The 21,515-nt window shown below is 55.5% G+C and carries 22 protein-coding genes and 2 tRNA genes; 11 read left to right on the top strand and 13 right to left on the bottom strand.

The annotated features are described in order from the left end of the window. Positions 1-324 precede the first annotated feature (324 nt). Positions 325-2,517 carry a bifunctional 23S rRNA (guanine(2069)-N(7))-methyltransferase RlmK/23S rRNA (guanine(2445)-N(2))-methyltransferase RlmL gene (gene rlmKL, locus EA797_RS05260; RefSeq protein ID WP_122164089.1) on the top strand — a complete coding sequence of 731 codons (2,193 nt, stop codon included), beginning with the start codon at positions 325-327 and terminating at the stop codon, positions 2,515-2,517. 92 nt (positions 2,518-2,609) lie between these two features. On the opposite strand, the gene dacB is transcribed toward rlmKL, so the two are convergent. Next, positions 2,610-4,037: a D-alanyl-D-alanine carboxypeptidase/D-alanyl-D-alanine endopeptidase gene (dacB, locus tag EA797_RS05255; protein ID WP_305127012.1), complete on the bottom strand. Its 1,428-nt coding sequence runs from the start codon at positions 4,035-4,037 to the stop codon at positions 2,610-2,612. A gap of 309 nt (positions 4,038-4,346) precedes the next feature. Between dacB and EA797_RS05250 the strand changes: the two genes are divergently transcribed. After that, positions 4,347-4,691 (top strand): YggL family protein, encoded by a 345-nt coding sequence (locus EA797_RS05250; protein WP_122164088.1) that lies wholly within the window; start codon positions 4,347-4,349, stop codon positions 4,689-4,691. Here EA797_RS05250 and EA797_RS05245 read toward each other — a convergent pair. From EA797_RS05245 to EA797_RS05220, 6 genes are all read right to left on the bottom strand, one after another. Beyond that, a complete protein-coding gene (locus EA797_RS05245) occupies positions 4,681-5,775 on the bottom strand; it encodes an FUSC family protein (protein ID WP_122164087.1) in 1,095 nt (364 codons plus the stop codon). The genes EA797_RS05250 and EA797_RS05245 overlap by 11 nt on opposite strands. A 4-nt stretch (positions 5,776-5,779) precedes the next feature. Further along, on the bottom strand, positions 5,780-7,111 hold the full coding sequence (locus tag EA797_RS05240; RefSeq protein ID WP_122164086.1) for a deoxyguanosinetriphosphate triphosphohydrolase: 1,332 nt from the start codon (positions 7,109-7,111) through the stop codon (positions 5,780-5,782). 196 nt (positions 7,112-7,307) lie between these two features. Next, positions 7,308-7,610: a hypothetical protein gene (locus EA797_RS21955; RefSeq protein ID WP_122164085.1), complete on the bottom strand. Its 303-nt coding sequence runs from the start codon at positions 7,608-7,610 to the stop codon at positions 7,308-7,310. Further along, positions 7,607-7,987 carry a phage holin family protein gene (locus EA797_RS05230; protein ID WP_122164698.1) on the bottom strand — a complete coding sequence of 127 codons (381 nt, stop codon included), beginning with the start codon at positions 7,985-7,987 and terminating at the stop codon, positions 7,607-7,609. Before EA797_RS05230 ends, EA797_RS21955 begins: the two co-directional genes overlap by 4 nt. A gap of 17 nt (positions 7,988-8,004) precedes the next feature. Next, complete coding sequence (locus EA797_RS05225) at positions 8,005-8,409, bottom strand: ElaB/YgaM/YqjD family protein (RefSeq protein ID WP_122164084.1); 405 nt, start codon at positions 8,407-8,409, stop codon at positions 8,005-8,007. 198 nt (positions 8,410-8,607) lie between these two features. Further along, a complete protein-coding gene (locus EA797_RS05220) occupies positions 8,608-9,921 on the bottom strand; it encodes an OprD family porin (RefSeq protein ID WP_122164083.1) in 1,314 nt (437 codons plus the stop codon). 402 nt (positions 9,922-10,323) lie between these two features. Between EA797_RS05220 and EA797_RS05215 the strand changes: the two genes are divergently transcribed. Next, a complete protein-coding gene (locus tag EA797_RS05215) occupies positions 10,324-10,566 on the top strand; it encodes a glutaredoxin family protein (RefSeq protein WP_122164082.1) in 243 nt (80 codons plus the stop codon). A 167-nt stretch (positions 10,567-10,733) separates the two neighbouring features. Here EA797_RS05215 and EA797_RS05210 read toward each other — a convergent pair. The 3 genes from EA797_RS05210 to mobA form a co-directional block, all read right to left on the bottom strand. Beyond that, a tRNA-Pro gene (locus tag EA797_RS05210) sits at positions 10,734-10,810 on the bottom strand. Between the two features lie 105 nt (positions 10,811-10,915). Then, positions 10,916-11,137 carry a YgdI/YgdR family lipoprotein gene (locus tag EA797_RS05205; RefSeq protein WP_122164081.1) on the bottom strand — a complete coding sequence of 74 codons (222 nt, stop codon included), beginning with the start codon at positions 11,135-11,137 and terminating at the stop codon, positions 10,916-10,918. A gap of 46 nt (positions 11,138-11,183) precedes the next feature. Further along, on the bottom strand, positions 11,184-11,786 hold the full coding sequence (gene mobA, locus EA797_RS05200; protein ID WP_122164080.1) for a molybdenum cofactor guanylyltransferase MobA: 603 nt from the start codon (positions 11,784-11,786) through the stop codon (positions 11,184-11,186). Between the two features lie 65 nt (positions 11,787-11,851). Here mobA and moaB point away from each other — a divergent pair, with 65 nt between their 5' ends. From moaB to EA797_RS05185, 3 genes are all read left to right on the top strand, one after another. Further along, on the top strand, positions 11,852-12,391 hold the full coding sequence (gene moaB / locus EA797_RS05195) for a molybdenum cofactor biosynthesis protein B (RefSeq protein WP_122164079.1): 540 nt from the start codon (positions 11,852-11,854) through the stop codon (positions 12,389-12,391). Further along, on the top strand, positions 12,388-13,602 hold the full coding sequence (locus EA797_RS05190) for a molybdopterin molybdotransferase MoeA (RefSeq protein ID WP_122164078.1): 1,215 nt from the start codon (positions 12,388-12,390) through the stop codon (positions 13,600-13,602). Before moaB ends, EA797_RS05190 begins: the two co-directional genes overlap by 4 nt. A gap of 151 nt (positions 13,603-13,753) precedes the next feature. Further along, entirely contained in the window at positions 13,754-14,785 is a 1,032-nt protein-coding gene (locus EA797_RS05185) for an acyltransferase family protein (protein WP_122164077.1), read from the top strand. Positions 14,786-14,834: 49 nt separating this feature from the next. Here the strand turns inward: EA797_RS05185 and EA797_RS05180 are convergent, their stop codons facing one another. Continuing rightward, positions 14,835-15,311: a VanZ family protein gene (locus EA797_RS05180; RefSeq protein ID WP_167468767.1), complete on the bottom strand. Its 477-nt coding sequence runs from the start codon at positions 15,309-15,311 to the stop codon at positions 14,835-14,837. 105 nt (positions 15,312-15,416) lie between these two features. Continuing rightward, positions 15,417-15,725, bottom strand: coding sequence for an I78 family peptidase inhibitor (locus EA797_RS05175; protein ID WP_122164075.1), 309 nt, complete (start codon positions 15,723-15,725; stop codon positions 15,417-15,419). A gap of 170 nt (positions 15,726-15,895) precedes the next feature. On the opposite strand from EA797_RS05175, the gene EA797_RS05170 reads away from it, so the two are divergent. Beyond that, a complete protein-coding gene (locus EA797_RS05170) occupies positions 15,896-16,297 on the top strand; it encodes a PA2779 family protein (RefSeq protein ID WP_122164074.1) in 402 nt (133 codons plus the stop codon). Then, positions 16,294-17,244, top strand: coding sequence for a PA2778 family cysteine peptidase (locus EA797_RS05165; RefSeq protein WP_122164073.1), 951 nt, complete (start codon positions 16,294-16,296; stop codon positions 17,242-17,244). Before EA797_RS05170 ends, EA797_RS05165 begins: the two co-directional genes overlap by 4 nt. A 4-nt stretch (positions 17,245-17,248) precedes the next feature. On the opposite strand, the gene EA797_RS05160 is transcribed toward EA797_RS05165, so the two are convergent. After that, the gene (locus EA797_RS05160; RefSeq protein ID WP_122164072.1) at positions 17,249-18,532 is read right to left on the bottom strand and encodes an NAD(P)/FAD-dependent oxidoreductase; all 1,284 of its coding nucleotides are present in this window, start codon (positions 18,530-18,532) and stop codon (positions 17,249-17,251) included. Between the two features lie 167 nt (positions 18,533-18,699). On the opposite strand from EA797_RS05160, the gene EA797_RS05155 reads away from it, so the two are divergent. The 3 genes from EA797_RS05155 to infC all read left to right on the top strand — a co-directional run bounded on the left by EA797_RS05155 (position 18,700) and on the right by infC (position 21,474). Beyond that, positions 18,700-18,776 (top strand) — tRNA-Val (locus EA797_RS05155). A 224-nt stretch (positions 18,777-19,000) separates the two neighbouring features. Beyond that, positions 19,001-20,923: a threonine--tRNA ligase gene (thrS, locus tag EA797_RS05150; protein ID WP_122164071.1), complete on the top strand. Its 1,923-nt coding sequence runs from the start codon at positions 19,001-19,003 to the stop codon at positions 20,921-20,923. Next, on the top strand, positions 20,923-21,474 hold the full coding sequence (infC, locus tag EA797_RS05145) for a translation initiation factor IF-3 (protein ID WP_181689948.1): 552 nt from the start codon (positions 20,923-20,925) through the stop codon (positions 21,472-21,474). Before thrS ends, infC begins: the two co-directional genes overlap by 1 nt. The last annotated feature ends 41 nt before the right edge of the window (positions 21,475-21,515 follow it).

Here is a 21,515-nt window from a genome sequence, read left to right as displayed (position 1 = left end):
TGTTCCCGTTGACCTCAAATAGAGGTCGGCAGATAGACTGCCAACGAAGCCCGCTGCCGGCGTGGCGGGTTCTACCAGACATCATTGCGATGTCGGCTGAGTCGAGTTCTAACTCAAATACTTCCGGCGCGGGAATGACCGTTTTGTAATAAGCAAGTAACCGAACTGTGATGCTGCCCATAAGGCGCGCTAGGCGCGCTTTTCAAGTAGCCTGCTGCTACGCCGCCGGGTCAGGTTCTCGACGAAACAGTCGGAACCGCTCCAACTCAAAATAGATCCAGAGTGGATTGTCCGCCGGATCCAATACTATTTTCTGGACACGCCATGATCGATCGCCATGAACTCATTCTCACCTGCCCCAAAGGGTTGGAAGGCCTATTGCTGGATGAAGCCATTGGGCTGGGGCTGGGTGAGGCACGGGAGCAGACCGCTGCGATTCGCGGCTTTGCCAACATGGAAGTTGCCTATCGGTTGTGTCTTTGGTCACGCCTGGCCAATCGAGTTCTGCTCGTAATCAATCGGTTCTCCACGGTAAACGCTGAAACCCTGTACGAGGGTGTGCATCAGGTGGACTGGTCTGAGCATCTTGAGGCGAACGGCAGCTTGGCAGTGGAATTCAGTGGTCACGGTTCCGGAATCGACAATACCCACTTCGGTGCGCTCAAGGTCAAGGATGCAATTGTCGATAGGCTCAGAACGGCCAGTGGTGAGCGGCCTAGTATCGACAAGCTCAACCCAGACTTGCGCGTGCATCTGCGTCTGGATCGTGGGCAGGCGATCCTCTCCCTGGATCTTTCAGGCCACAGCCTGCATCAGCGCGGATATAGACTGCAGCAGGGCGCTGCACCATTGAAGGAGAACCTCGCAGCCGCAGTGCTCATCCGGGCCGGCTGGCCCCGGATAGCTGCCGCTGGGGGCGCGCTGACCGACCCTATGTGCGGTGTCGGCACCTTTCTCGTCGAGGGTGCCATGATCGCAGCGGATATGGCACCCAATCTGCGCCGTGAGCGCTGGGGGTTCAGCGCCTGGCTTGGACATGTTCCTGCACTATGGAACCGGCTGCATGCCGAAGCACAGGCGCGCGCCGATGCCGGTTTAGCCAAACAACCGCTTTGGATACGCGGTTACGAGGCTGACCCACGGCTGATTCAGCCGGCCAAGAACAATATCGAGCGCGCTGGGCTTGCGAGCTGGATCCGGGTGTACCAGGGTGATGTCGCGACTTTCGAGCCGCGCCCGGACCAGAACCAGAAGGGCCTTGTGATCTGTAATCCTCCTTATGGGGAGCGCCTCGGGGACGAAGCGAGCCTGGTCTATCTCTATCAGAATCTCGGCGAACGGCTGCGGCAGGCCTGCCTCGGCTGGGAAGCGGCAGTCTTGACCTCCGCACCTGACCTAGGCAAGCGCATGGGTATCAGAAGCCATAAGCAGTACGCGTTCTGGAATGGCGCGCTACCGTGCAAGCTACTTCTGATCAAGGTCCAACTCGATCAATTCGTGACCGGCCAACGTTCGCCGTCAACCGAGGTGAAGTCAGATGTGAGCGCGGAAGACAAGCCGGTAGCGGAGTTGGCGCGCTTGAGTGAAGGTGGCCAGATGTTTGCCAACCGCCTGCAGAAGAATCTCAAAGTGCTGGGCAAATGGGCTCGCAAGCAGAACATCCAGTGCTATCGGCTATACGATGCGGACATGCCTGAATATGCGTTGGCAATTGATCTCTATGGCGACTGGGTTCACGTGCAGGAATACGCGCCGCCGCGCTCGATTGATCCGGACAAAGCCCAGGCGCGTTTGTACGACGCCTTGGGGGCTATTCCACAGGCGCTGGGTATCTCTCGAGACCGCGTTGTCGTCAAGCGCCGCGAACGCCAAAGCGGAACCCGCCAGTACGAGCGCCAAGCCAGCCAGGGCGAATTTCTTGAAGTCCGGGAGGGCGACGTCAAGCTGCTGGTGAACCTTACCGACTACCTTGATACCGGGCTTTTTCTCGATCATCGTCCGCTTCGGCTGCGCATTGCACGGGAAGCGTCCGGCAAGCGGTTCCTGAACCTGTATTGCTATACGGCCACTGCGACGGTACACGCGGCTAAGGGCGGCGCTCGCAGCACAACCAGCGTTGATCTGTCGAAGACTTACCTGGATTGGGCGAGACGTAATCTGGCGTTGAATGGGCTGTCAGACCGACAGCGCCTCGAGCAGGCCGATGTGATGAGCTGGCTGGAGGAGGACCGCGGTGAGTACGATCTGATCTTCATCGATCCTCCGACATTCTCCAACTCCAAACGAATGGAAGGCGTGTTCGACGTTCAGCGTGATCACGTCGCTTTGCTAGACCTCGCGATGGCGCGACTAGCCACGGGCGGGACGCTCTATTTTTCCAACAACTTTCGCAAGTTCGTCCTCGAAGCGGACATTGCACAGCGCTATGCCGTTGAGGAAATTTCTGGGGCTACCATGGATGAAGATTTCCGTCGCAACAGCAAAATCCATCGCGCCTGGAAACTCCAGGCACGTTGAAGCAGCGGAGTAGGGCGGTGGGGCGTCCACTTGAAAGCCCCACCACCATGCGCAGCTTCTAGCCTGCTACGAAGTCCGCCATTGGCATCCTGTTAGCGTTGCGCTGTATTTTCGGAGCTTGGGCGGTTGTATAGGCTGACGAGCACCTGGTCGAGTATCGACGAGGCGCCCCATGGTCTCGGGTGGTTGAGTATCGCGACTACCGCCCAAGTCTTGCCTTCACTGTCTCGGCTGAAGCCCGCAATGGCCCGCACGGTATTCAGGGTGCCGGTTTTGAGATGCGCTTTGCCGGCTACGCCCGTATTGCGTAGGCGTTTGCGCATGGTTCCGTCCACTGCTGCGAGCGGCATCGATGAAATGAACTCTGCTGCGTAAGGGCTTTGCCATGCAGCTTGCAGCAGGCTGGCCAACTCACGCGCACTTACGCGTTCCGCACGCGACAGGCCAGAACCGTTCTCGATGACCAGATGCGGTGAGATCAGGCCCTTTTTCGCCAGCCATTGCCGAATCACACGTTGCGCCGCCATGGAGTCGTCACGATCGGCATCGTTGCGAAACTCTGCGCCCAGACTTAAAAACAGCTGTCGCGCCATCGTGTTGTTACTGTATTTGTTTATGTCGCGAATAATCTCGACCAGATCGGGTGAATAGGCACGAGCAATCATGCGTGCATCTTTCGGAACTGCAGATACGCGATCGCCGCCCAGAATGTTGCCTCCAAGTTCCTTCCAGATTGCTCGGACCGCCCCGGCTGCGTAGCGTTGGTGATCCAGCAGCGAGAGATAGGTTTGGCCGCTGCACCCTGCCGGTAGCTTGCCGGTGACCACGACCGTCACACCGTCGGCGTCCTCGATGGGGTTGTAGCGAATGTCCGGCCAACCCGGGCATTTTTCTTTAGGCAGCGCCTGAATGCGATTGTCGATGCGGACCGTTTCGATGGGCGGCTCCACTATTACCTTCACATTGCCGTCGTCATTGCGGGCAATGAAGCGAAGTGCCTTGAGGTTGACCAAGAGGGAATCCGGCCCGACCAGAAAAGGTTTGTTCTTGTCGTTGCCATCATCGTCGAAGACGGGCAGGTTCGGTTGCACGAAATGGCTGCGGTCCAGCACCAGGTCACCCGTTACGGTCTCGACGCCATTTGCCCGCAGGTCGCGTAGCAATAGCCAGAGTTTTTCCATGTTGAGCTTTGGATCACCGCCACCCTTTAGGTAGAGGTTGCCATTGAGCGTGCCGTTTTCGATCGGCCCATCAGCATGGAATTCGGTTTTCCACTGGTGATTGGGCCCTAACAGCTCCAGCGCAGCGTACGTCGTAACCAGCTTCATCGTGGAAGCCGGGTTCACTGATACGTCAGCATTGATGAAGGTAGGCGCCCCCCCGCCGTTTAGCGGCAGCATCACGACCGAAAGCGCGCTGCTTTCAATCTTGTTGGCTTTGAGCGCCTGCGCCACGCGGGGTGGCAAGGTCTGATTGACCGTCTCAGCGAATGTCGGCCCCGCCAAGGGCAGCGTCAGCATAGCGATGGCAACACAGCTTTGAAGTTTGCTAATTGTTCTACCCCGAAGGGAAGACAGACTCGAAATCAACGACATGGAGGTTCCCTACAGCGTTCAGGGAAGAATGAAGGGCCATTATGCCCACGTCCGAGAAGAGACATGCTTCTCATCCGACAAGCGTAGCCGCATGCCAGCAGTGCCCGCAAAAAAGCTTCATAGGCGACATAAGATGAAATGAAGAGCCTTTAGAGTAACCGGCCCGCAATCGCGAAATTGTGGCGTTGCTGTTAGAGTGCGCGCCGTCATCTCGTTAGTAAAAGGACCGATTCAATGGCTACCAATCGCTCGCGTCGCTTGCGCAAGAAACTCTGTGTCGACGAATTCCAGGAGCTGGGTTTCGAGGTCAACCTGACCTATAGCGACGGTCTTGAGGCAAAAGCTGTGGATGATTTCCTCGAGGCCTTCCTCAACGAAGCAATCGAGGCTAATGGCTTAGGCTACATCGGCGGGGAAGATTACGGTTTTGTCTGCCTGGCAACCCGCGGTTCGGTCAACGAAGAACAGCGTGGGCAGGTTGAAGCTTGGCTCAAGGGCCGCAAAGAACTTTCAGACTTCACAGTCAGCCCGTTGATGGACGTGTGGTATCCAGAGAACGAGATCAACGCTAAGGCTTGATCGAGTCGTTGCTGTCTTGATCGGTTTCGGCTGGTCGCCTTGATCTGCGCAATGCAATCCGGGCGACCAATCGACGCAGCGCCACCATCAGTAACGTAGCGCTTAACGCCACGCCCACTCCTATTGCAGCATTGATCAGGCGTAATTGGGGGAGTTCCCAGTCCTGCGCCAATGTTTCAGCTAGCAATACGAAGCTCAGGGTCGTCTGCAGAACAAAAAGCCCATAGTGGTTGGACTGAAACGCGCGGCTCAGCATGACCAGCGGCAGCATGATCATTACCATCATCGGCGGGTCGGCCAGGCTATGGCCCATGTAAATCAACACCGCAGCTGCGCAAAAAATGCCGACTCCTGCTTGCACCGCGCGAACGAGACTGCGCTGCAGATCCAATTGTAGAGTCGTAAATACCGCTAGCGTCAGCCAATAACCCCTCGGTAGATTCGCCATCGTTACGATGAGCCCGCTCGTAGCTGCTGCAAGCATGTAAGTCAATGCGTGCAGGCGCCATTGACGAATGGGTGTGCGCCGGGCCCGTCGGCGCAAGACTTTGAGCATACTGAACAGCCGTGGCATGTAGGGCCACATACGCAATCCATGAATGCCGCGCAGACCAAAGGCGAGCAGCGTGACCCATAGCCCTCCCAGCGCGAACAGCGCGGCAATGGCCTGTGGATTGTTGAAGTCGCCGATACCATATTGGCCCTGTCCGAGGCACAGGCAGATTGCCAGGCCAATGCCCAATTTGCCGGCTTCACTTCCGTAGCGCTGCAGCCAGGCCAGCAGCAGCCCATAGAAGGCAAATAAGCCAAGACTGACCAATGGATGTGTCGCAGACCAGAATCCAAGGCCTGCGCTGCCTGCGCCCAATCCGATCAGAAGCAACATTCGCAACATGCCCAGCCGATGGAGCGGGTTCGCCTTCGCGGCCTGAAATGCGCCGACTGTTGCCCAGAGAAAGCCAGGGTGGCCGCTGAACAGACCGAGCAGCAGAGGTAGTGCGCATCCAAGGCCAGCAACCGCCGCTGCACCCCAGGCGGGTCGGCCGGGCTGCCAGCCAATGAACTTCCAGAAAGACTTCTTCATCTGGTCATGTCGGGCTCGAGCGACCGGTCATCTCACCAGCCATTTCTGTAGCGTAGCTGTCTGTCATTCCGGCGATGAAATCAATCATCCTCACGAAGGACTGGTACAGGGTCCAGTCTGGATTCGGCGCGCTGCTGCCAAGCAGATCAAGTATCCGGCGATTTTTGAAAGAGGGTGTCCGACCACCATGTTGCTCCAAGGCGGCACCGCAAAACGCGTTGAGAAGTATCTCGAGGGTGGTGTACGCGCCAATCTCATGGAGTGTCTTGCGCTTGTCCTGAAAAATCTTTTCGCGGGCCATAGCCTTGGCTTGCAGCACGCACTCCTTGGCAGGGCCGTGCATGTGCTCGACAAGATCTCCCGCCAGACTGCCAGAAAGCAGAGCACTTTGCTGCTCCACAAATGCGTCAGCCGCCGCGTTGGTAAGGTGCTCGATGGCCTTCCCGCGCAGTATTGCCAATTTGCGCCGGCGTGAATCGGCCGGGCCAAGCTGGCGGTAGGTCTCCGGAATATCATCACCAACCAGGTCCAGCAGCAGGCCTTCGACTTCTGGATAGTCCAGCAGATCCATTTCGAGGCCATCTTCCAGGTCAATGAGGCCGTAGCAGATGTCGTCTGCAGCTTCCATCAGGTACACCAATGGATGGCGTGCCCAGCGTTGCTCCTCAATCTGTGGCAGGCCGAGTTTTGCGGCAATCTGCTCAAGGAGGGGCAGCTCGCTCTGATAACAGCCGAATTTATGCTTTTTGTAGCCCAATGCCTCCGCGTGACGGGACGTCCATGGGTACTTGAGGTAAGTTCCCAGCGTTGCGTAGGTGAGGCGGGTGCCGCCGTCGAATTGGTGGTATTCGAGTTGAGTCAGGACTCGAAAGCCTTGAGCATTGCCTTCGAAATTTAGGAAGTCGGTTCGCTCCGCGTCACTCATATCATCGAGCCAGCCGCGACCGGCCGCCTGTTGAAACCAGTGCCGGATAGCATCTTCACCCGAATGGCCGAAAGGCGGGTTGCCGATGTCGTGAGCCAGGCAAGCGGACTGGATGACCATGCCCAGATCGGCTGGACTGCACCACGCCGGCATGTCATCGCGAAGTACTTCGCCCACACGCATGCCAAGCGACCGGCCAACGCAACTCACTTCGAGCGAATGGGTTAGCCTTGTATGGATATGGTCGTTGCTTGATACCGGATGCACCTGGGTTTTGCGCCCAAGTCGGCGGAATGCGCCCGAGAAAATAATTCTGTCATGATCTTTGTGAAAAGGGCTTCGCCCGAGTTCCTCGTCACTGTGAACAGCCTTACCGAGGCGTTCACGGTTCAACAGGGTCTGCCAGTCCAAGAGCAACCTCCTTGATGTCGCCTGTGAGGCAGGTTTGCTAGCGCGGTACTACGCCCGAAACCGGGTGCGAGGACAGATCCAGCTAAAAAGTATTCATGTACTCGGAGCAGACTACAGCACTTACTGACTGCTGGACCATAGCCTAGGCCGGGTCTGGCAGACAGTAGTGCTGCGATCATCTATGGTTCGTCACCGCTTAGGGGCGTAGCCTGCGAATAATGGGATACATAAGCATCCCAACCCGGGCTAGCTTGCCAAATTTACCCAGCCTACGGCCAAAGAGCGTCAAGCCCAATGTTGCAGCGATCATCAGAGGTCCCTTGCCTCCGTTGTGGTCACTACTGCCGCTGCGATGTGTCACCATCCCCTTAATCCGCTGAAATGGGTGTACAAGCGGTTGAGAATGGTAAAGCACCTGTTGGCGGTTCATCTCCATGCGCAATCGAACAAGGTCTTTTCGCATAGCCAAGTCAGTTGAACTGCTAAGTGGAATGCTCATGGCAATAAACGCTCCCGATTACGGGCGAGTTCTTCGACAGTCGCTTGGAAAGGCGAGGCGCTTGCCTTGGCGAGCCTAATCGCGCGGCTGATGCAGATTACCAAGACGATCGCATAGACCGCACAGAGAACGAGTATCGCCGCGATAGGATTGCTATCCCAAAAAGCGATGACAATCGCTGCCGAAAGCCCAACCAAGATCAACAACCCGAGTATCAAGCTGACACTCGCCAGAAGGAACAACTTGAATACCCTGACGCGCTCTTCTTGAAACTCAATTCCGATGAGTTCCAGATGCCCCTGCACAAGGCCAGCTATAGCGCTACCCATCTTTTTGATGGATGGCGCAGGGGCATCGTCAGCGTGTCTGGTTTCCATTGGATCCGTTCCCCACATTAGCGGCGGGTGATCAGGCCGAGCAGAAAACCAACTCCTGCCGCGATGCCGATCGATTGCCAAGGGTGAGTATGAACATACTCTTCGGTGCATTGGATAGCGGCCTGGCCTTGCTCGCGAAGGGTGCCTTCCTGTTCTTTGAGCATTTCACGGGCGCGGCTCAGGTTAGCGTTAATCTTGCCACGCAGTTCTTCGGTTTGGCTTCCGGCAGTATCTTGCGTGTGCTTGAGCAGACGCTCTGTATCACCGATAAGGGTATGGAATTCCTCGATCAATGCGTTCTGCGCAGCCTGAAGGTTGCGGCGATGTGCGGATTTGTCGATCAGAGACGAAGGGTTTGTGCTGGTTGTTCCATCGGGGATTGGCGTGTTGTCGGTGGTGCCGAAAGTCGATTCGGTAGACATCTGCATTTCCTCTTGAGTCTCGCAGGGACGACAGGTCCCGGTGCCTAGAGATTTCGAGCATGCAGTTGAAGCAAGGTTCCCGCTTCGTTTGAAATCGGCGCGCCGCGCTTGAGCAAGGTCAACTTTGGCACTTGAATCTATCGCGTATCAAAAAAGAAAACCCGCCGAAGCGGGTTTTCATTACAACTGCGAGCGCTATTAAAGCAGCGGCAGAGTGTAGCTGACGATCAGACGGTTCTGGTCGATATCGCGGGTGAAGTTGCTACGCATAGTAGCGTTTCTCCAACGTACGCCCAGGTTCTTCAGTGCGCCATCTTGGAACACATAAGCAACATCGGTGTTGCGTTCCCACTCTTTACCTTCCGAAACGCCGGCGCCACGCTCGATATTGTCACCGGTGACGTAACGAGTCATGAAGGTAAGGCCAGGAATACCGACCGATGCGAAGTTGAAGTCATAGCGAGCCTGCCAAGACTTCTCGTCGCGGTTGCCATAGTGACCAACCTGAACGTAGTTAACCAGGAACGGATCGGTACCGCCAACGTAAGCGAAGCCGGTGTCGCCGCTCATTTCCTGGTAGCCCAGCCCGAAGCTGTGGCCGCTCAGAGAATAGGTGGCCATTGCGCCGAACGCTTTGTTGTCGACGTTCGTGCTGCCATCGTCCTTCGAGCGGGCATAACGTACATCAGTCTTCAGGGACTGCTTGTCAGCCAACGGCAGGACATGAACAAGGTTGAAAGAGTGCTGCTTATACATCTCTTCCAGCTTGCTGTAGTAGTACGACGCGGTCAGGTTGTCGATTACCTTGTAGCTGCCGCCCAGATAACGGAAGTCGTCGGTCAGGTTGGAGCGACCGCTATCCATACGGATGCCGCTGACGTTTGATCCGCTAACGTTGCTCAGAATGATGTCTTGGTTGTTAGTGGAGTCGCGGTTGTTGACCCGATTCAGATAACCAGCATCCAGCGTCAGGTTGTCGACTTCCAAAGAAGTGATCTGGCCGCCCTGGAATGTCTGCGGAAGCAGGCGGCTGTCGCTAGAAGCGATCGCCATGTTTTTCAGCTGCAGGTCACCAACTTTAAGCGTGCTCTTGGAGACACGAGCCTTAGCGGCATACGTGATATGCGAATAGTTGTCCTGCGATCCTGCCTTGCCTTGTGCGGCATTTACGCTTGAAAGGTCCGCCGGCAACAGGCCAGTTCCACCTGAGCCACCGCCGCCGTCAAGCTTGACTCCCAGCAGGCCCATGGCATCGAGACCAAACCCTACGGTACCTTCGGTAAAGCCAGACTCGTAGCGCAACAAGAAACCTTGAGCCCACTCTTCTTGCTTGCTCTGACCGTTCACAGTTGAGCTTACAGGATCGCGCAGGTCGTTGTTGTAGTAAAAGTTGCGGAGTTCCAAGTTGGCTTTGCTGTCTTTAATGAACTCTGCTTGAGCCATCGAAGGAATAGCCAGTGTTGCTCCCAGAGTGGCTAGGGCCACGCCCCGGGCGATTGGGGTCTTGAGCATTTCTTATTTCTCCTCGTTGGATGATGCTCTGAAGTCGCTCTTACGGCGCCGTGTAATTAAACACTACCTCAGTAGTTGGGCCTTTAGACATTGGTCTCGAAGGCTTAAGCATGGAGGCATCGACTAACTTCATCAGCAGAAAAGCCAGGCAACAAGTGGTGCCAAAAGCCGCTACCGATACTCACGTATACCCCCGGCCCTGTAGCTCTGTGGCCGCTTGGGCTGCCGCATCCTAGCCGTTTGTCGCTCTCCCGTCGATTGCGAAAATCAAACCGTCGTTTGAGTGGGTTCGAAGTCACACTTTCGCGCCATCCATTAGGCCGAAAGAATGACATCCTCGGGGTGTCAGTCGAGTTGGATTGAACTGCTAGAATTATGGTGTTATCTGACTGAGCTCAGTTTATGTATCTTCCCGAATGCCAACTATTTGGAACGCTGGGTTGTCACCTGTGCGAACAGGCCGAGGCAGTGGTTCTGCCTTTGGTCGAGCATGGGTTACTGGTCGAGTTGCTGGATATTGTCGAGCGGCCTGAATGGGTCGACGACTACAGCTTGCGTATTCCCGTATTGCGACGAGTTGACACGGGGGCTGAGTTAGATTGGCCGTTCGAGATGGACCAGGTCGTTAGGTTTCTGCAACGCTGAAGCCGCTACGTTTGTTGCTATGCACCCGAACGAACAAAGACCCGAGTCTAGAGGAGAGCCATTAAACATTTATGACAGCTTAGGGGATTTATCCCCTAAATGAAAAAACCGGCCATTGGCCGGTTTCTATGCATCTCGCTAACATTATAGAGAAAGATGCCGGGTCTTGGTCGGAGCGACTGGATTCGAACCAGCGACCTTCTCGTCCCGAACGAGACGCGCTACCAAGCTGCGCTACGCTCCGAAGATGGCCGGCATTTTACCTAAAAAGATTTGCTTCACAAGGGTTTAGCAAAGGCTTTTTTTGTTGCTAGGAGCTGCCTTTTGTTGCGTCGCAGAGCTCTAATATTTAGAGCTCCTTGACGGTTCGAACCTGGTCCTTGTTGACGCGCCCTGGCTTACCGTCAAGGCCTTCGAACTCATAGAAGCCAGCATCATCATCATATTCCGGCTGGTCGAGTGTTTGAATTTCACGGCCATCGTTGAGCGTAATAACGCTAGGGTTCGAGCAGCCCGCCAAAAAAGTCAGCCCTGCCATGAGTGCGAGAGTAGGTACATTTATCAAGCGCATGATGATTCTCCTTCAATGGTTGGGTCTGTGACGATGGACGGCTTCGCTAAGTTCCCAGTGGGGGTGGCTGAGCGGAGAGCAAATCTGGTGAGTTCAGGTTGGCGAGACGGGGGTCGTTGGGATCTAAATCGAGGGGGCGTGCACCATGAGAAGTTAGTACCCTTCGATTGCTACGTTCTCCATCTTTCCAGGCGGCTTCGATAGCGGGACATAGAGCGGTTGGAATGATGCAAAACAATGGTTCCCATTGAACTCCGCGTCGCACCATGAGCGGAACGCTGGGCGCTTGCCTAGCGGCGAGGTAGAGTTGCCTGAGCAGTGAGTCGTCTATCAGTGGGGCGTCACAGGGCAAAACCATCAAGAGCGGGTGCCTAGCTACTGCAAGCCCTGCTCGTATTCCCGCGAGCGGACCCGCGAAATCACTCCAATCATCCTCTACCAGCTTGTCGGCGAAGGGCGCATAGAGCGAGTGATTACGATTGCAGGAAATTAGCAGGTCATCAGTAAGTGATCGGGCAACTCGATGCGACCATGCGATCAGAGGCTTGCCGTGCCACTCGACCAAGCCCTTGTCTCTACCACCCATTCGTCGACCCTGACCGCCAGCAAGCAGCAGTATCGAGCAATCCATGAGCATGCTGTTTTGCATCAAGTGCTCCGCCAAAAGCCTGTGATATAACACCTCGCCATTGATTCCACCAATCGGGAAGCCTCATGAGCCACCTCGCTAATCAAGCCTTTGTTCCACTGAATATCGCGGTCCTGACGGTAAGCGACACTCGTTCGCTGGAAACCGACACGTCAGGGCAATTGTTGGTCGATCGTCTATTGGCGGCAGGGCATCGGCTCGCTTCGAGAGTGTTGCTAAAAGACGATCTGTACAAGATACGTGCGCAAGTCGCGACTTGGATAGCCGAGGATGTCGTCCAGGTCGTGCTGATTACGGGTGGCACCGGCTTTACCGCGCGCGACAGCACACCAGAAGCGGTCGGATGTCTGCTTGATAAGCAAGTGGACGGTTTTGGCGAGCTGTTTCGCCAGATTTCGGTTTCTGATATCGGCAGTTCTACTGTGCAATCGCGGGCCCTGGCTGGGTTGGCAAACTCGACGTTGGTCTGTTGCCTTCCCGGTTCAACCAATGCTTGCCGCACCGCCTGGGATGGCATTCTCGGTGAGCAGCTCGATGCGCGTCACCGGCCATGCAACTTTGTTCCTCATCTCAAGCAGGCGGAGCCTTGCGAGACCCGCTCATGACGGGCGGAATTCCTTCGGCTTTGATGCCAGTCGAGCAGGCTCTCGAAGCGCTGTTGAAGATGGCTGAGGGCGCACTGATTCATGATGTGGAAAGTGTTCCGCTCGACAAGGCGGGGGCGCGCGTGCTGGCGGAGCCTCTAGTCGCGACTCTAGACCTGCCGCCTTGGCCGAACAGTGCCATGGACGGATATGCCCTCCGCCATGAGGATCTTCGCGGGGAGCCGTTGAAGGTCAGCCAGAAGATTTTTGCCGGCGCTGAGCCGGCGCCTCTCGAATCTGGGACTTGCGCGAGGATATTTACCGGCGCGCCAATGCCGGAAAACGCAGATAGCGTTGAAATGCAGGAGCATGTTGAGATCCTGGCCGATGGTCGCGTACGGTTTCTTGAGCCTGTGAGAGAGGGCCAGCATGTACGTCCTCGGGGCGGCGAGGCTCAAACAGGTGATGAAGTGCTGGCAGCTGGTGTTCGCCTTGGACCGATTGAGCTGGGGCTTGCCGCGTCGCTGGGGTTGCCTCACTTGAAGGTAGTCCGAAAGATCAAGGTCGCTCTACTGTCGACCGGTGACGAGCTGGTCGATCCGGGTCAAGCGCTCAACCCAGGGCAAATCTTCAACAGCAACCGGGTATTGCTGAGCCACTGGCTGGAGCGTTTGGGGTGCGAGGTTATCGATGCCGGTATCGTGCCTGATGATTTGACACAGGTCCGAGCCTGTTTGATGGGGCTTGGTCATGCTGATCTGATCCTCTCCACTGGAGGGGTTTCGGTTGGTGAAGCCGATTTTCTTGGCCAGGTGTTACGTGAGGACGGCGATCTCACATTCTGGAAGCTCGCGATCAAGCCGGGCAAGCCACTAACTTGTGGCAGCTACCGTGGAATCGCTGTGATTGGGCTGCCAGGGAACCCAGCGTCAACGCTGGTGACATTCGGGCTACTGGCTCGCGCATACCTGTTGCGGCGCATGGGTGTCGCGGCGGTTGAGCCGTTATGCTGTGAGGTTCCAGCAGGCTTCAGTTGGTCCCGGGCCGGTTCTCGCCGTGAATATCTCAGGGCCCGCCTTGAGGGCGGTCGGGCTGTTTTGTATTACAACCAGAGTTCTTCGATTCTGCGTAGCGCTGCCTGGGCTGACGGTCTGGTGGAGATACCGGAACACGCCTGTCTGGAGGAGGGGGAGCTTGTGCGCTTTATTCCGTTCGCAGAACTGCTTGGTTGAGCTGCATCACGTATTACCTGATGAGTATGACTATGCACTACGTCGGAGAATTGAAGGCCATAATAAACTGATTGCATTTCTCACGGTCTATTTCACCGGTCCGCTGAGCGCAATGCTCAACGCGTCCGGTTACCATACAAGGAGAAATGTGATGCAGGAGAGAAATGCCTGGGTCGACTATGCCAAGGCCATTGGGATCATTCTGGTCGTGTACGGGCATGTCGCACGTGGAGTCTTCAATGCTGGCCTGCCCATGGACGAGGATAGTTATCTTCTGGTCGACAGCATCATCTATAGCTTCCACATGCCTCTGTTCTTCTTTCTCTCGGGTTTGTTTTTCTACGACTCTCTGATCAAGCGTGGCAAGACGGGGCTTATCGTCAACAAGGTCGATACGATCGTCTACCCTTTTATAGTGTGGTCACTGTTGCAAGGTTTGGTTGAGGTTGTGCTTTCAAACTATACGAACGGAGAGGTCACCTTGGGGCAGGTGTTCTCACTGCTCTGGTCTCCGCGTGCTCAGTTCTGGTTTTTGTACGCGCTATTCCTGGTCTTTGTCGTATGTTCCTTCGTTTACGCCAAGGCCGACCGCCGCTATTTTCTGCCGATACTTTTAGGCTTCGGTGCGTTCTATGTCTTGAAGCAAAACGTCGATATGGGCCGGATTGGAAACTTCATTTTCGGTAATGCCGTGTTCTTTGCGTTGGGCGTCTGGTTCAATGAGATCAAGGCGTATTTCCTGGCCCGCTATGCTTCATTGACAGTTATTTTCGGTGCGCTGTTCATCGTCGGTCAGTACCTGTTTCACATCACGTTTGGCCTGAACTGGGAGGTTGGCGGGCTTCCGGTTTTAACGCTGGCGACCATCTCGATACTCTTCATGGTCACGTTATCGATGTGGCTGGGCAACGTTCGCATCGAGTGGTTGCTGTTCATCGGCGCTTCTTCGATGACTATCTATTTGATGCATATCCTAGCGGGCAGCGGAATACGGGTCATCTTGAGCAGTTTCATGGGTGTCGATTCAATCCCGGTCCACCTGATCGCTGGAACGATCGTCGGATTGGCTGCTCCGCTAGTAGCGCAGCTCATCGTCAAACGATACGACCTGTCATTCCTGTTCACGCCGCCAAAATCAATTTCTGCGACGGCCTTGCGAACCCGCCGAACCGTTGCGCAGTAATGCTGACATCTGACATCCCTGCCACTGTGTTGTGGCCTCTGACTCAGGGTCAGGGGTGTTGCACTTTTGCAATCTCGTTAGATCTGGTGCCGCTCCGTCGCTTGATGCCGCGTGAGCGCCTGCTCTCTGACGAACGCCGGTCAGCCTGCCGGGTCAGTTGAGTAGCGCCAAGCCCGGTCATGATGCCGACAATGTTGACTGTCATGTCGGCCAATGACGGACTGCGGGAAGGGGTGAGCGCTTGGAGGAGCTCGATTGAAGCTGCGCCAACGATTATCCAGACGAACAGTGATCCGAGTTTCGCTTTTGGGAAGGCCAGATAGGCCAAGTGGGCCAGCACGGTGAAGCCGGCCCAGTGGTAGAGCTTGTCGGATCCTTGGTAAAGCTGGGTGTTCGGAGTGTCCTTCAACGCCATGAATCCGATTACCAATACGGCGACTCCAAATACCGCCAGTCTGCGTGCTTGTTGATACTGCATTTTAAAGTCGCTCATCGGTCGTGTATCCGCTGCAGCGGAATTGCGCATGAGTGGTGTCATGGCAAATTGCCGCTACAGCGTACGCGCCGTCTCGCTTGCAGTTCAAGCCTGAGGGCACCTCGGGGAAGTTAAAACGACAGATGGTGATGTCGATTAGCCGCAATTCACTCGCTTGACTCTCAGCGTTTCGTCGGTAGAGATCGTCAAGCGCTGTGCGTTGTACTCCAGGGTGACGATATCGCCGGGCCGAAGGACTCGAGCGATGGCGGCTCCGCTTTTGATTCTTGCCTGATCCTGGATCTCAGGGCTCACTTGTATCCCGATAAGGTCTTCAACGTATTCGACATTGCACAGTCCTGAGCTCGGCTGGGGGCTTCGGCCAGTGTCAGATGTAGGGGACTGACAGCCAATAAGAGCGCCGGCACAGAAGGTGAGCAGGGCTATTGAATGAATGGTTTGCATATCAGGCTTCCTGAGTTGATTACTACGATAGAAGGCGTCATTGAAGTCAGTGGCGCAGCGTGGAAAACAAACCTTCTCCAAGGAACTAGCGGAACAGACAAGTCCTCTTATGTCTGACGGTCCACCGCAGGTTGTGTGGGCTACCGAATAAAAAGACTAGGAGTTCCGCCATGTTCAAGTCATCGATGATGAAGCGCGTCGCCACCCTGCTGGCTGCGATGCATTTCATGTTGTTTGCACAAATCCCTATGGCTCAGGCGACGATGATTGGTACTCCGGAGATTATCTCCGAGCATCAGCAGCAGGTCGATCGGCAGCAATTGCTGACAATGCTAGAAGATGACGAGGTTCAGAAGAAATTGGTGTCGCTGGGTGTGGAGCGCGATCAGGTGGAGCAGCGTATCAATAGCCTGACGCCGGCGGAGCTCGCACAGTTCAATCAGCAGTTGGATCAGGCGCCAGCGGGTGCAGGTGTTGTAGGGATCATTGTTCTCTTCCTGGTGATTTTCATCATTACCGACCTCCTTTGTGCGACTAACATCTTCAACTTCGTCAACTGCATCAATCGCTGATGCCGCGACTGGTTCTGCTCTTGGCGATAGCGCTGCTCGGGGCATGTGCGCGGGTCCCAATCGTACCGATTGGGACCTTGGGCATACCGGAGCAGGCTGAACTTACTGAAGTCCCTTTCTTTCCGCAGGCTGAATATCAATGTGGCCCCGCAGCGTTGGCAACAATGCTCACGCAACGCGGAATAGGCACGTCCCCTGAGCAGTTGGTTGATCGAGTTTATCTGCCTGGGCGCAAAGGTAGCCTACAGGTAGAAATGATCGCTGCTGCAAGGGCTCATGACCTGCTTGTCTATCCGTTGGAACCCCGCCTTGAGGCGATCCTGGCCGAGGTTGCGGCTGGGAATCCGGTCCTGGTGCTTCAAAACCTGGCGTTTGATCGATGGCCTCAATGGCATTTCGCGGTCGTCGTGGGCTATGACTTGAATTCCCAGACCCTCGTGCTTCGCTCGGGCACAACTCGGCGCTGGACTGGCAGCTTCCGCCAGTTCGAGCGAAGTTGGGCTAAAGGTAAACGCTGGGCTGTAGTTACGACCGAGCCAGGCAAACTTCCTGGTACCGCTAGGGAAACCATATGGCTTAAGGCTGCCAGCGACCTGGAGCAGACAGGTCGACAAGAGGCTGCGTTGCAGGCATATGAGACGGCAACTGAACGTTGGTCGACAGGTCTGTCTTGGTTTGCGCTAGGCAATGCCAACTACTCATACGGCGACAAGCGGGCAGCGGAGCGAGCGCTGAGGAAGAGCGTCCAGCATGATTCGTCGTTCGCACCTGGGTGGTTCAATCTTTCGCAAGTCTTATCTGAAAAGGGATGTGCAAGGCACGCGTCACAGGCGCGTGCTTGCGCAGTCAAGTTAGAACCAGACGACGACCGATTCAAACAGACCCTCACCACAGAGGCCGGCAACGGTGCGGTTTGCGAGAGGTTGCCGATCTGCGGTGCCCAGTAATCCGTCAGAAGCCAATCCGATCACGCAAACTATAGTACAGCGCTCCAAGGGCGCTCAGCGGAGCGCTAAACCTTTGCCCACCGGGAAACGGGTAATGCGGCAAGCCGGCGAATGCGTCGAAACGCTCAGCTTGCCCTCGCAATGCCTCGGCGATGACTTTCCCTGCGATGTGGGTATAGGTGACACCATGTCCACTGCAACCCTGTGAGTAATAAAGGTTGCCGTCTAGACGCCCAACTTGTGGCAAGCGAGACAATGTCATCAAGAAGTTGCCGGTCCAGGCAAAGTCTATTTTGATATCGCACAGTTGGGGAAACGTCTTCAGCATCTTTGGGCGGATGATCGACTCGATATCTGCTGGATCCCTCGCGCCGTATACGACTCCACCACCATATATCAGGCGTTTGTCCGCTGACAGACGGAAATAGTCGAGCAAGTAGTTACAGTCTTCGACGCAATAATCCTGAGGCAGCAAGGCCGCTGCAAGTTCGGCGGTAAGGGGTTCGGTCGCCACGACCTGCGTGCCGCAAGGCATGGATTTAGCGGCAAGCTCTGGAACGAGGTTTCCCAGGTAAGCATTCCCGGCAACGACTACAAATTTCGCCCTTACTTCACCATGCTTTGTATGAACCCGCGGATTGGCCCCCCGATCAATCCTGATGGCGGGGCTCTGTTCATAGATGATGCCGCCTAACGATTCGACTGCAGCGGCTTCGCCTAGGGCCAGATTGAGTGGATGGATATGCCCACCGCCTTGATCGAGCATTCCGCCTATGTAGCGTTCGCAGGCGACCACATCTCTGATATCGCTTTGATCGAGCATTTGTAGCTGTCTATAACCGTAACGCTCCCACAATATTTTCTGAGCTTCCAAGTGCCGCATCTGCTTGGAATTCATTGCAGCAAAAACGCCACCATTCTTCAGGTCGCAGTTGATGTCGTACTGTTTAACGCGTTCGCGGATGATCTGCCCGCCCTCGAACGCCATGGCGCCAATCAATCTTGCCGCGTCGCTTCCAGCGCTGCGCTCGACCGTATCAAGGTCGCGGCTGTAACTATTAACGATCTGCCCACCGTTGCGTCCAGAGGCACCAAAGCCAACCTTGGCGGCTTCGAGCACCACAACTCGGAAGCCGTGCTCAAGTAGAAACAATGCTGTTGATAAGCCGGTGTAGCCCGCGCCAATCACACAGACATCAGTTTCGACGTTACTGCTTAATGCGTGGCGAAGCGGTGCGGCGTTTGCGGTCGCAGCATAGAAGGAGGAGGGGTAAGGGGTGTGCGACATAAGGCAAAGGCCTGTTTCGAATAATTGACGCCGATGCTATCTCGGCTGGCACACCTATACCATAGGGCCCAGGAACTCGCTTCCATGTCAAAAATTAAAAATATCAGTACGTTAGGTTAAAACTGCTTGACTCCTTCATTGGGGTCTCTACAATGCGCGTCCATCGGAGGCACATAGCTCAGTTGGTTAGAGCACCACCTTGACATGGTGGGGGTCGTTGGTTCGAATCCAATTGTGCCTACCAATTCCGAGAAGAGGGCCGCGCTAGCGGCCCTTTTTTTATGCATCACTTGTCAGTCGGGTTGCTTTCTGAAAGCATCCGTCCTTATTTTTCCAGAGACTTCGGTTCGTCTGAATCAGCCTTCGGGTTCCTGCCACTGTGCGGCGGGTCTTTCAGCGGGTCGCTTTCCTGGCTCATCCCAACCCACGTGGCCTTTGGTAGGGGTCACCACTAGGAGAGGAGGCGCCATGCCCACCATTACTCTTCCCGACGGTAGTCAGCGTTCATTCGATCACCCGGTATCCGTAGCCGACGTGGCGCAGTCCATTGGTGCAGGTCTTGCGAAGGCGACCCTTGCAGGTAAGGTCAACGGACGCCTGGTCGATGCGTGTGATGTGATCGAGAGCGACGCTAGCTTGCAGATCATCACGCCAAAGGATGAAGAAGGGCTGGAAATTATCCGTCACTCTTGCGCGCATCTGGTGGGGCACGCCGTCAAACAGCTCTATCCATCCGCGAAAATGGTTATCGGCCCAGTCATCGCCGAAGGCTTCTATTACGATATCGCCTTTGAACGTCCGTTTACCCCTGATGATATGGCTGCTATCGAACAACGAATGAAGCAGCTGATAGACACTGAATACGACGTGGTCAAGAAGGTTACGCCGCGCGCTGAGGTTATCGAAGTGTTCCGGTCGCGCGGCGAGGATTACAAGCTGCGGCTGGTTGATGACATGCCTGACGAGCAGGCGATGGGGCTGTATTACCACGAAGAATACGTCGATATGTGCCGAGGGCCACATGTGCCCAACACCCGGTTTCTCAAGTCCTTCAAGCTGACCAAGCTGTCTGGTGCCTACTGGCGTGGCGATGCCAAGAACGAACAGCTGCAGCGCGTCTACGGCACTGCTTGGGCGGACAAGAAGCAGCTCGCGGCCTATATTCAGCGAATCGAAGAGGCGGAGAAGCGCGACCATCGTAAGATCGGCAAGCGTCTCGACCTGTTCCATACTCAGGAAGAAGCTCCTGGGATGGTCTTCTGGCATCCGAATGGCTGGACGCTATATCAGGTACTTGAGCAGTACATGCGCGTTGTTCAGCGCGAGAATGGCTACCAGGAGATCCGGACACCTCAGGTTGTGGATCGCAGTCTTTGGGAAAAATCCGGGCACTGGGCAAACTACGCTGAAAACATGTTCACCACAGAGTCGGAAAGTCGCGATTACGCGATTAAGCCGATGAATTGCCCGTGTCATGTGCAGGTGTATAACCAGGGGCTTAAAAGCTATCGCGAGCTGCCGTTGCGTCTCGCTGAATTTGGCGCATGCCATCGCAACGAGCCCTCAGGCGCATTGCACGGGATCATGCGGGTCCGTGGCTTCACTCAAGATGATGCGCATATCTTTTGCACCGAAGAGCAAATGCAGTCAGAGTCTGCTGCGTTCATCAAGCTGACGCAGGCAGTTTATGCTGATTTCGGTTTCGATAATATTGAACTGAAATTGTCGACAAGACCGGAAAAGCGCGTTGGTTCGGATGATCTTTGGGATCGCGCTGAAGCCGCGCTCGCTGCAGCGCTGGACAGTGCAGGATTGCCATACGATTTGCAGCCGGGCGAGGGTGCTTTTTATGGGCCGAAGATAGAATTCTCCCTAAGGGACTGTCTGGGGCGTGTCTGGCAATGCGGCACACTTCAATTGGATTTCAATCTGCCAATCCGTCTGGGTGCCGAATACGTCAGCGAGAACAATGATCGCCAACATCCAGTCATGCTGCACCGCGCGATTCTCGGATCGTTCGAGCGGTTCATCGGTATTCTGATTGAGCACTACGAAGGCGCGTTCCCTGCTTGGCTTGCGCCTACTCAGGCTGTGGTGATGAATATCACTGACAAGCAGGCAGATTTCGCTGCAGAAGTGGAAAAAACACTCAACCAAAGCGGCTTCCGTGCCAAGTGCGACTTGAGAAACGAAAAGATCGGCTTTAAAATCCGCGAGCATACCTTGCTCAAGGTTCCCTATCTTCTGGTTATCGGAGATCGGGAAGTCGAGACACGAGCCGTTGCTGTGCGCACCCGTGAAGGCGTTGATTTGGGCTCCATGCCCCTTGATGACTTCGCCAGGTTGCTGACACAAGCGGTTTCCCGGCGTGGTCGCCAAGAATTGGAGTAATAACTATTAAGCGTGAAATGAGACAGGATAAACGAGCTGCACCCAAGGCCCCGATCAACGAGAATATCTCGGCTCGTGAGGTCCGTTTGATTGGTGCTGATGGCGAGCAGGTTGGCATCGTCTCGATTGATGAAGCGCTTCGTATAGCTGAAGAAGCGAAGTTGGATCTGGTGGAAATCTCCGCCGATGCGGTTCCTCCTGTATGCCGGATCATGGATTACGGCAAGCATCTGTTCGAAAAGAAGAAGCAGGTTGCTGCAGCGAAGAAGAACCAGAAGCAGATTCAGGTTAAAGAAATTAAGTTTCGTCCAGGGACGGAAGAAGGGGACTACCAGGTCAAGCTCCGCAACCTGGTGCGTTTCCTAAGTGAAGGGGACAGGGCCAAGGTATCGTTGAGATTCCGCGGTCGTGAGATGGCGCATCAGGAGCTGGGGATGGAACTGTTGAAGCGGGTCGAGGCTGATCTGGTGGAGTACGGTTCGGTCGAACAGCATCCAAAGATGGAAGGACGCCAGCTGATCATGGTCATCGCTCCCAAGAAGAAAAAGTAACCACCAGGGCACTGGCAGGCCTTGCGGTTATTTGAAATCAC

The organism is Stutzerimonas zhaodongensis, assembly GCF_003696365.1.
GTDB lineage: Bacteria > Pseudomonadota > Gammaproteobacteria > Pseudomonadales > Pseudomonadaceae > Stutzerimonas > Stutzerimonas zhaodongensis.
This window is presented reverse-complemented; position numbering and strand designations above follow the sequence as displayed.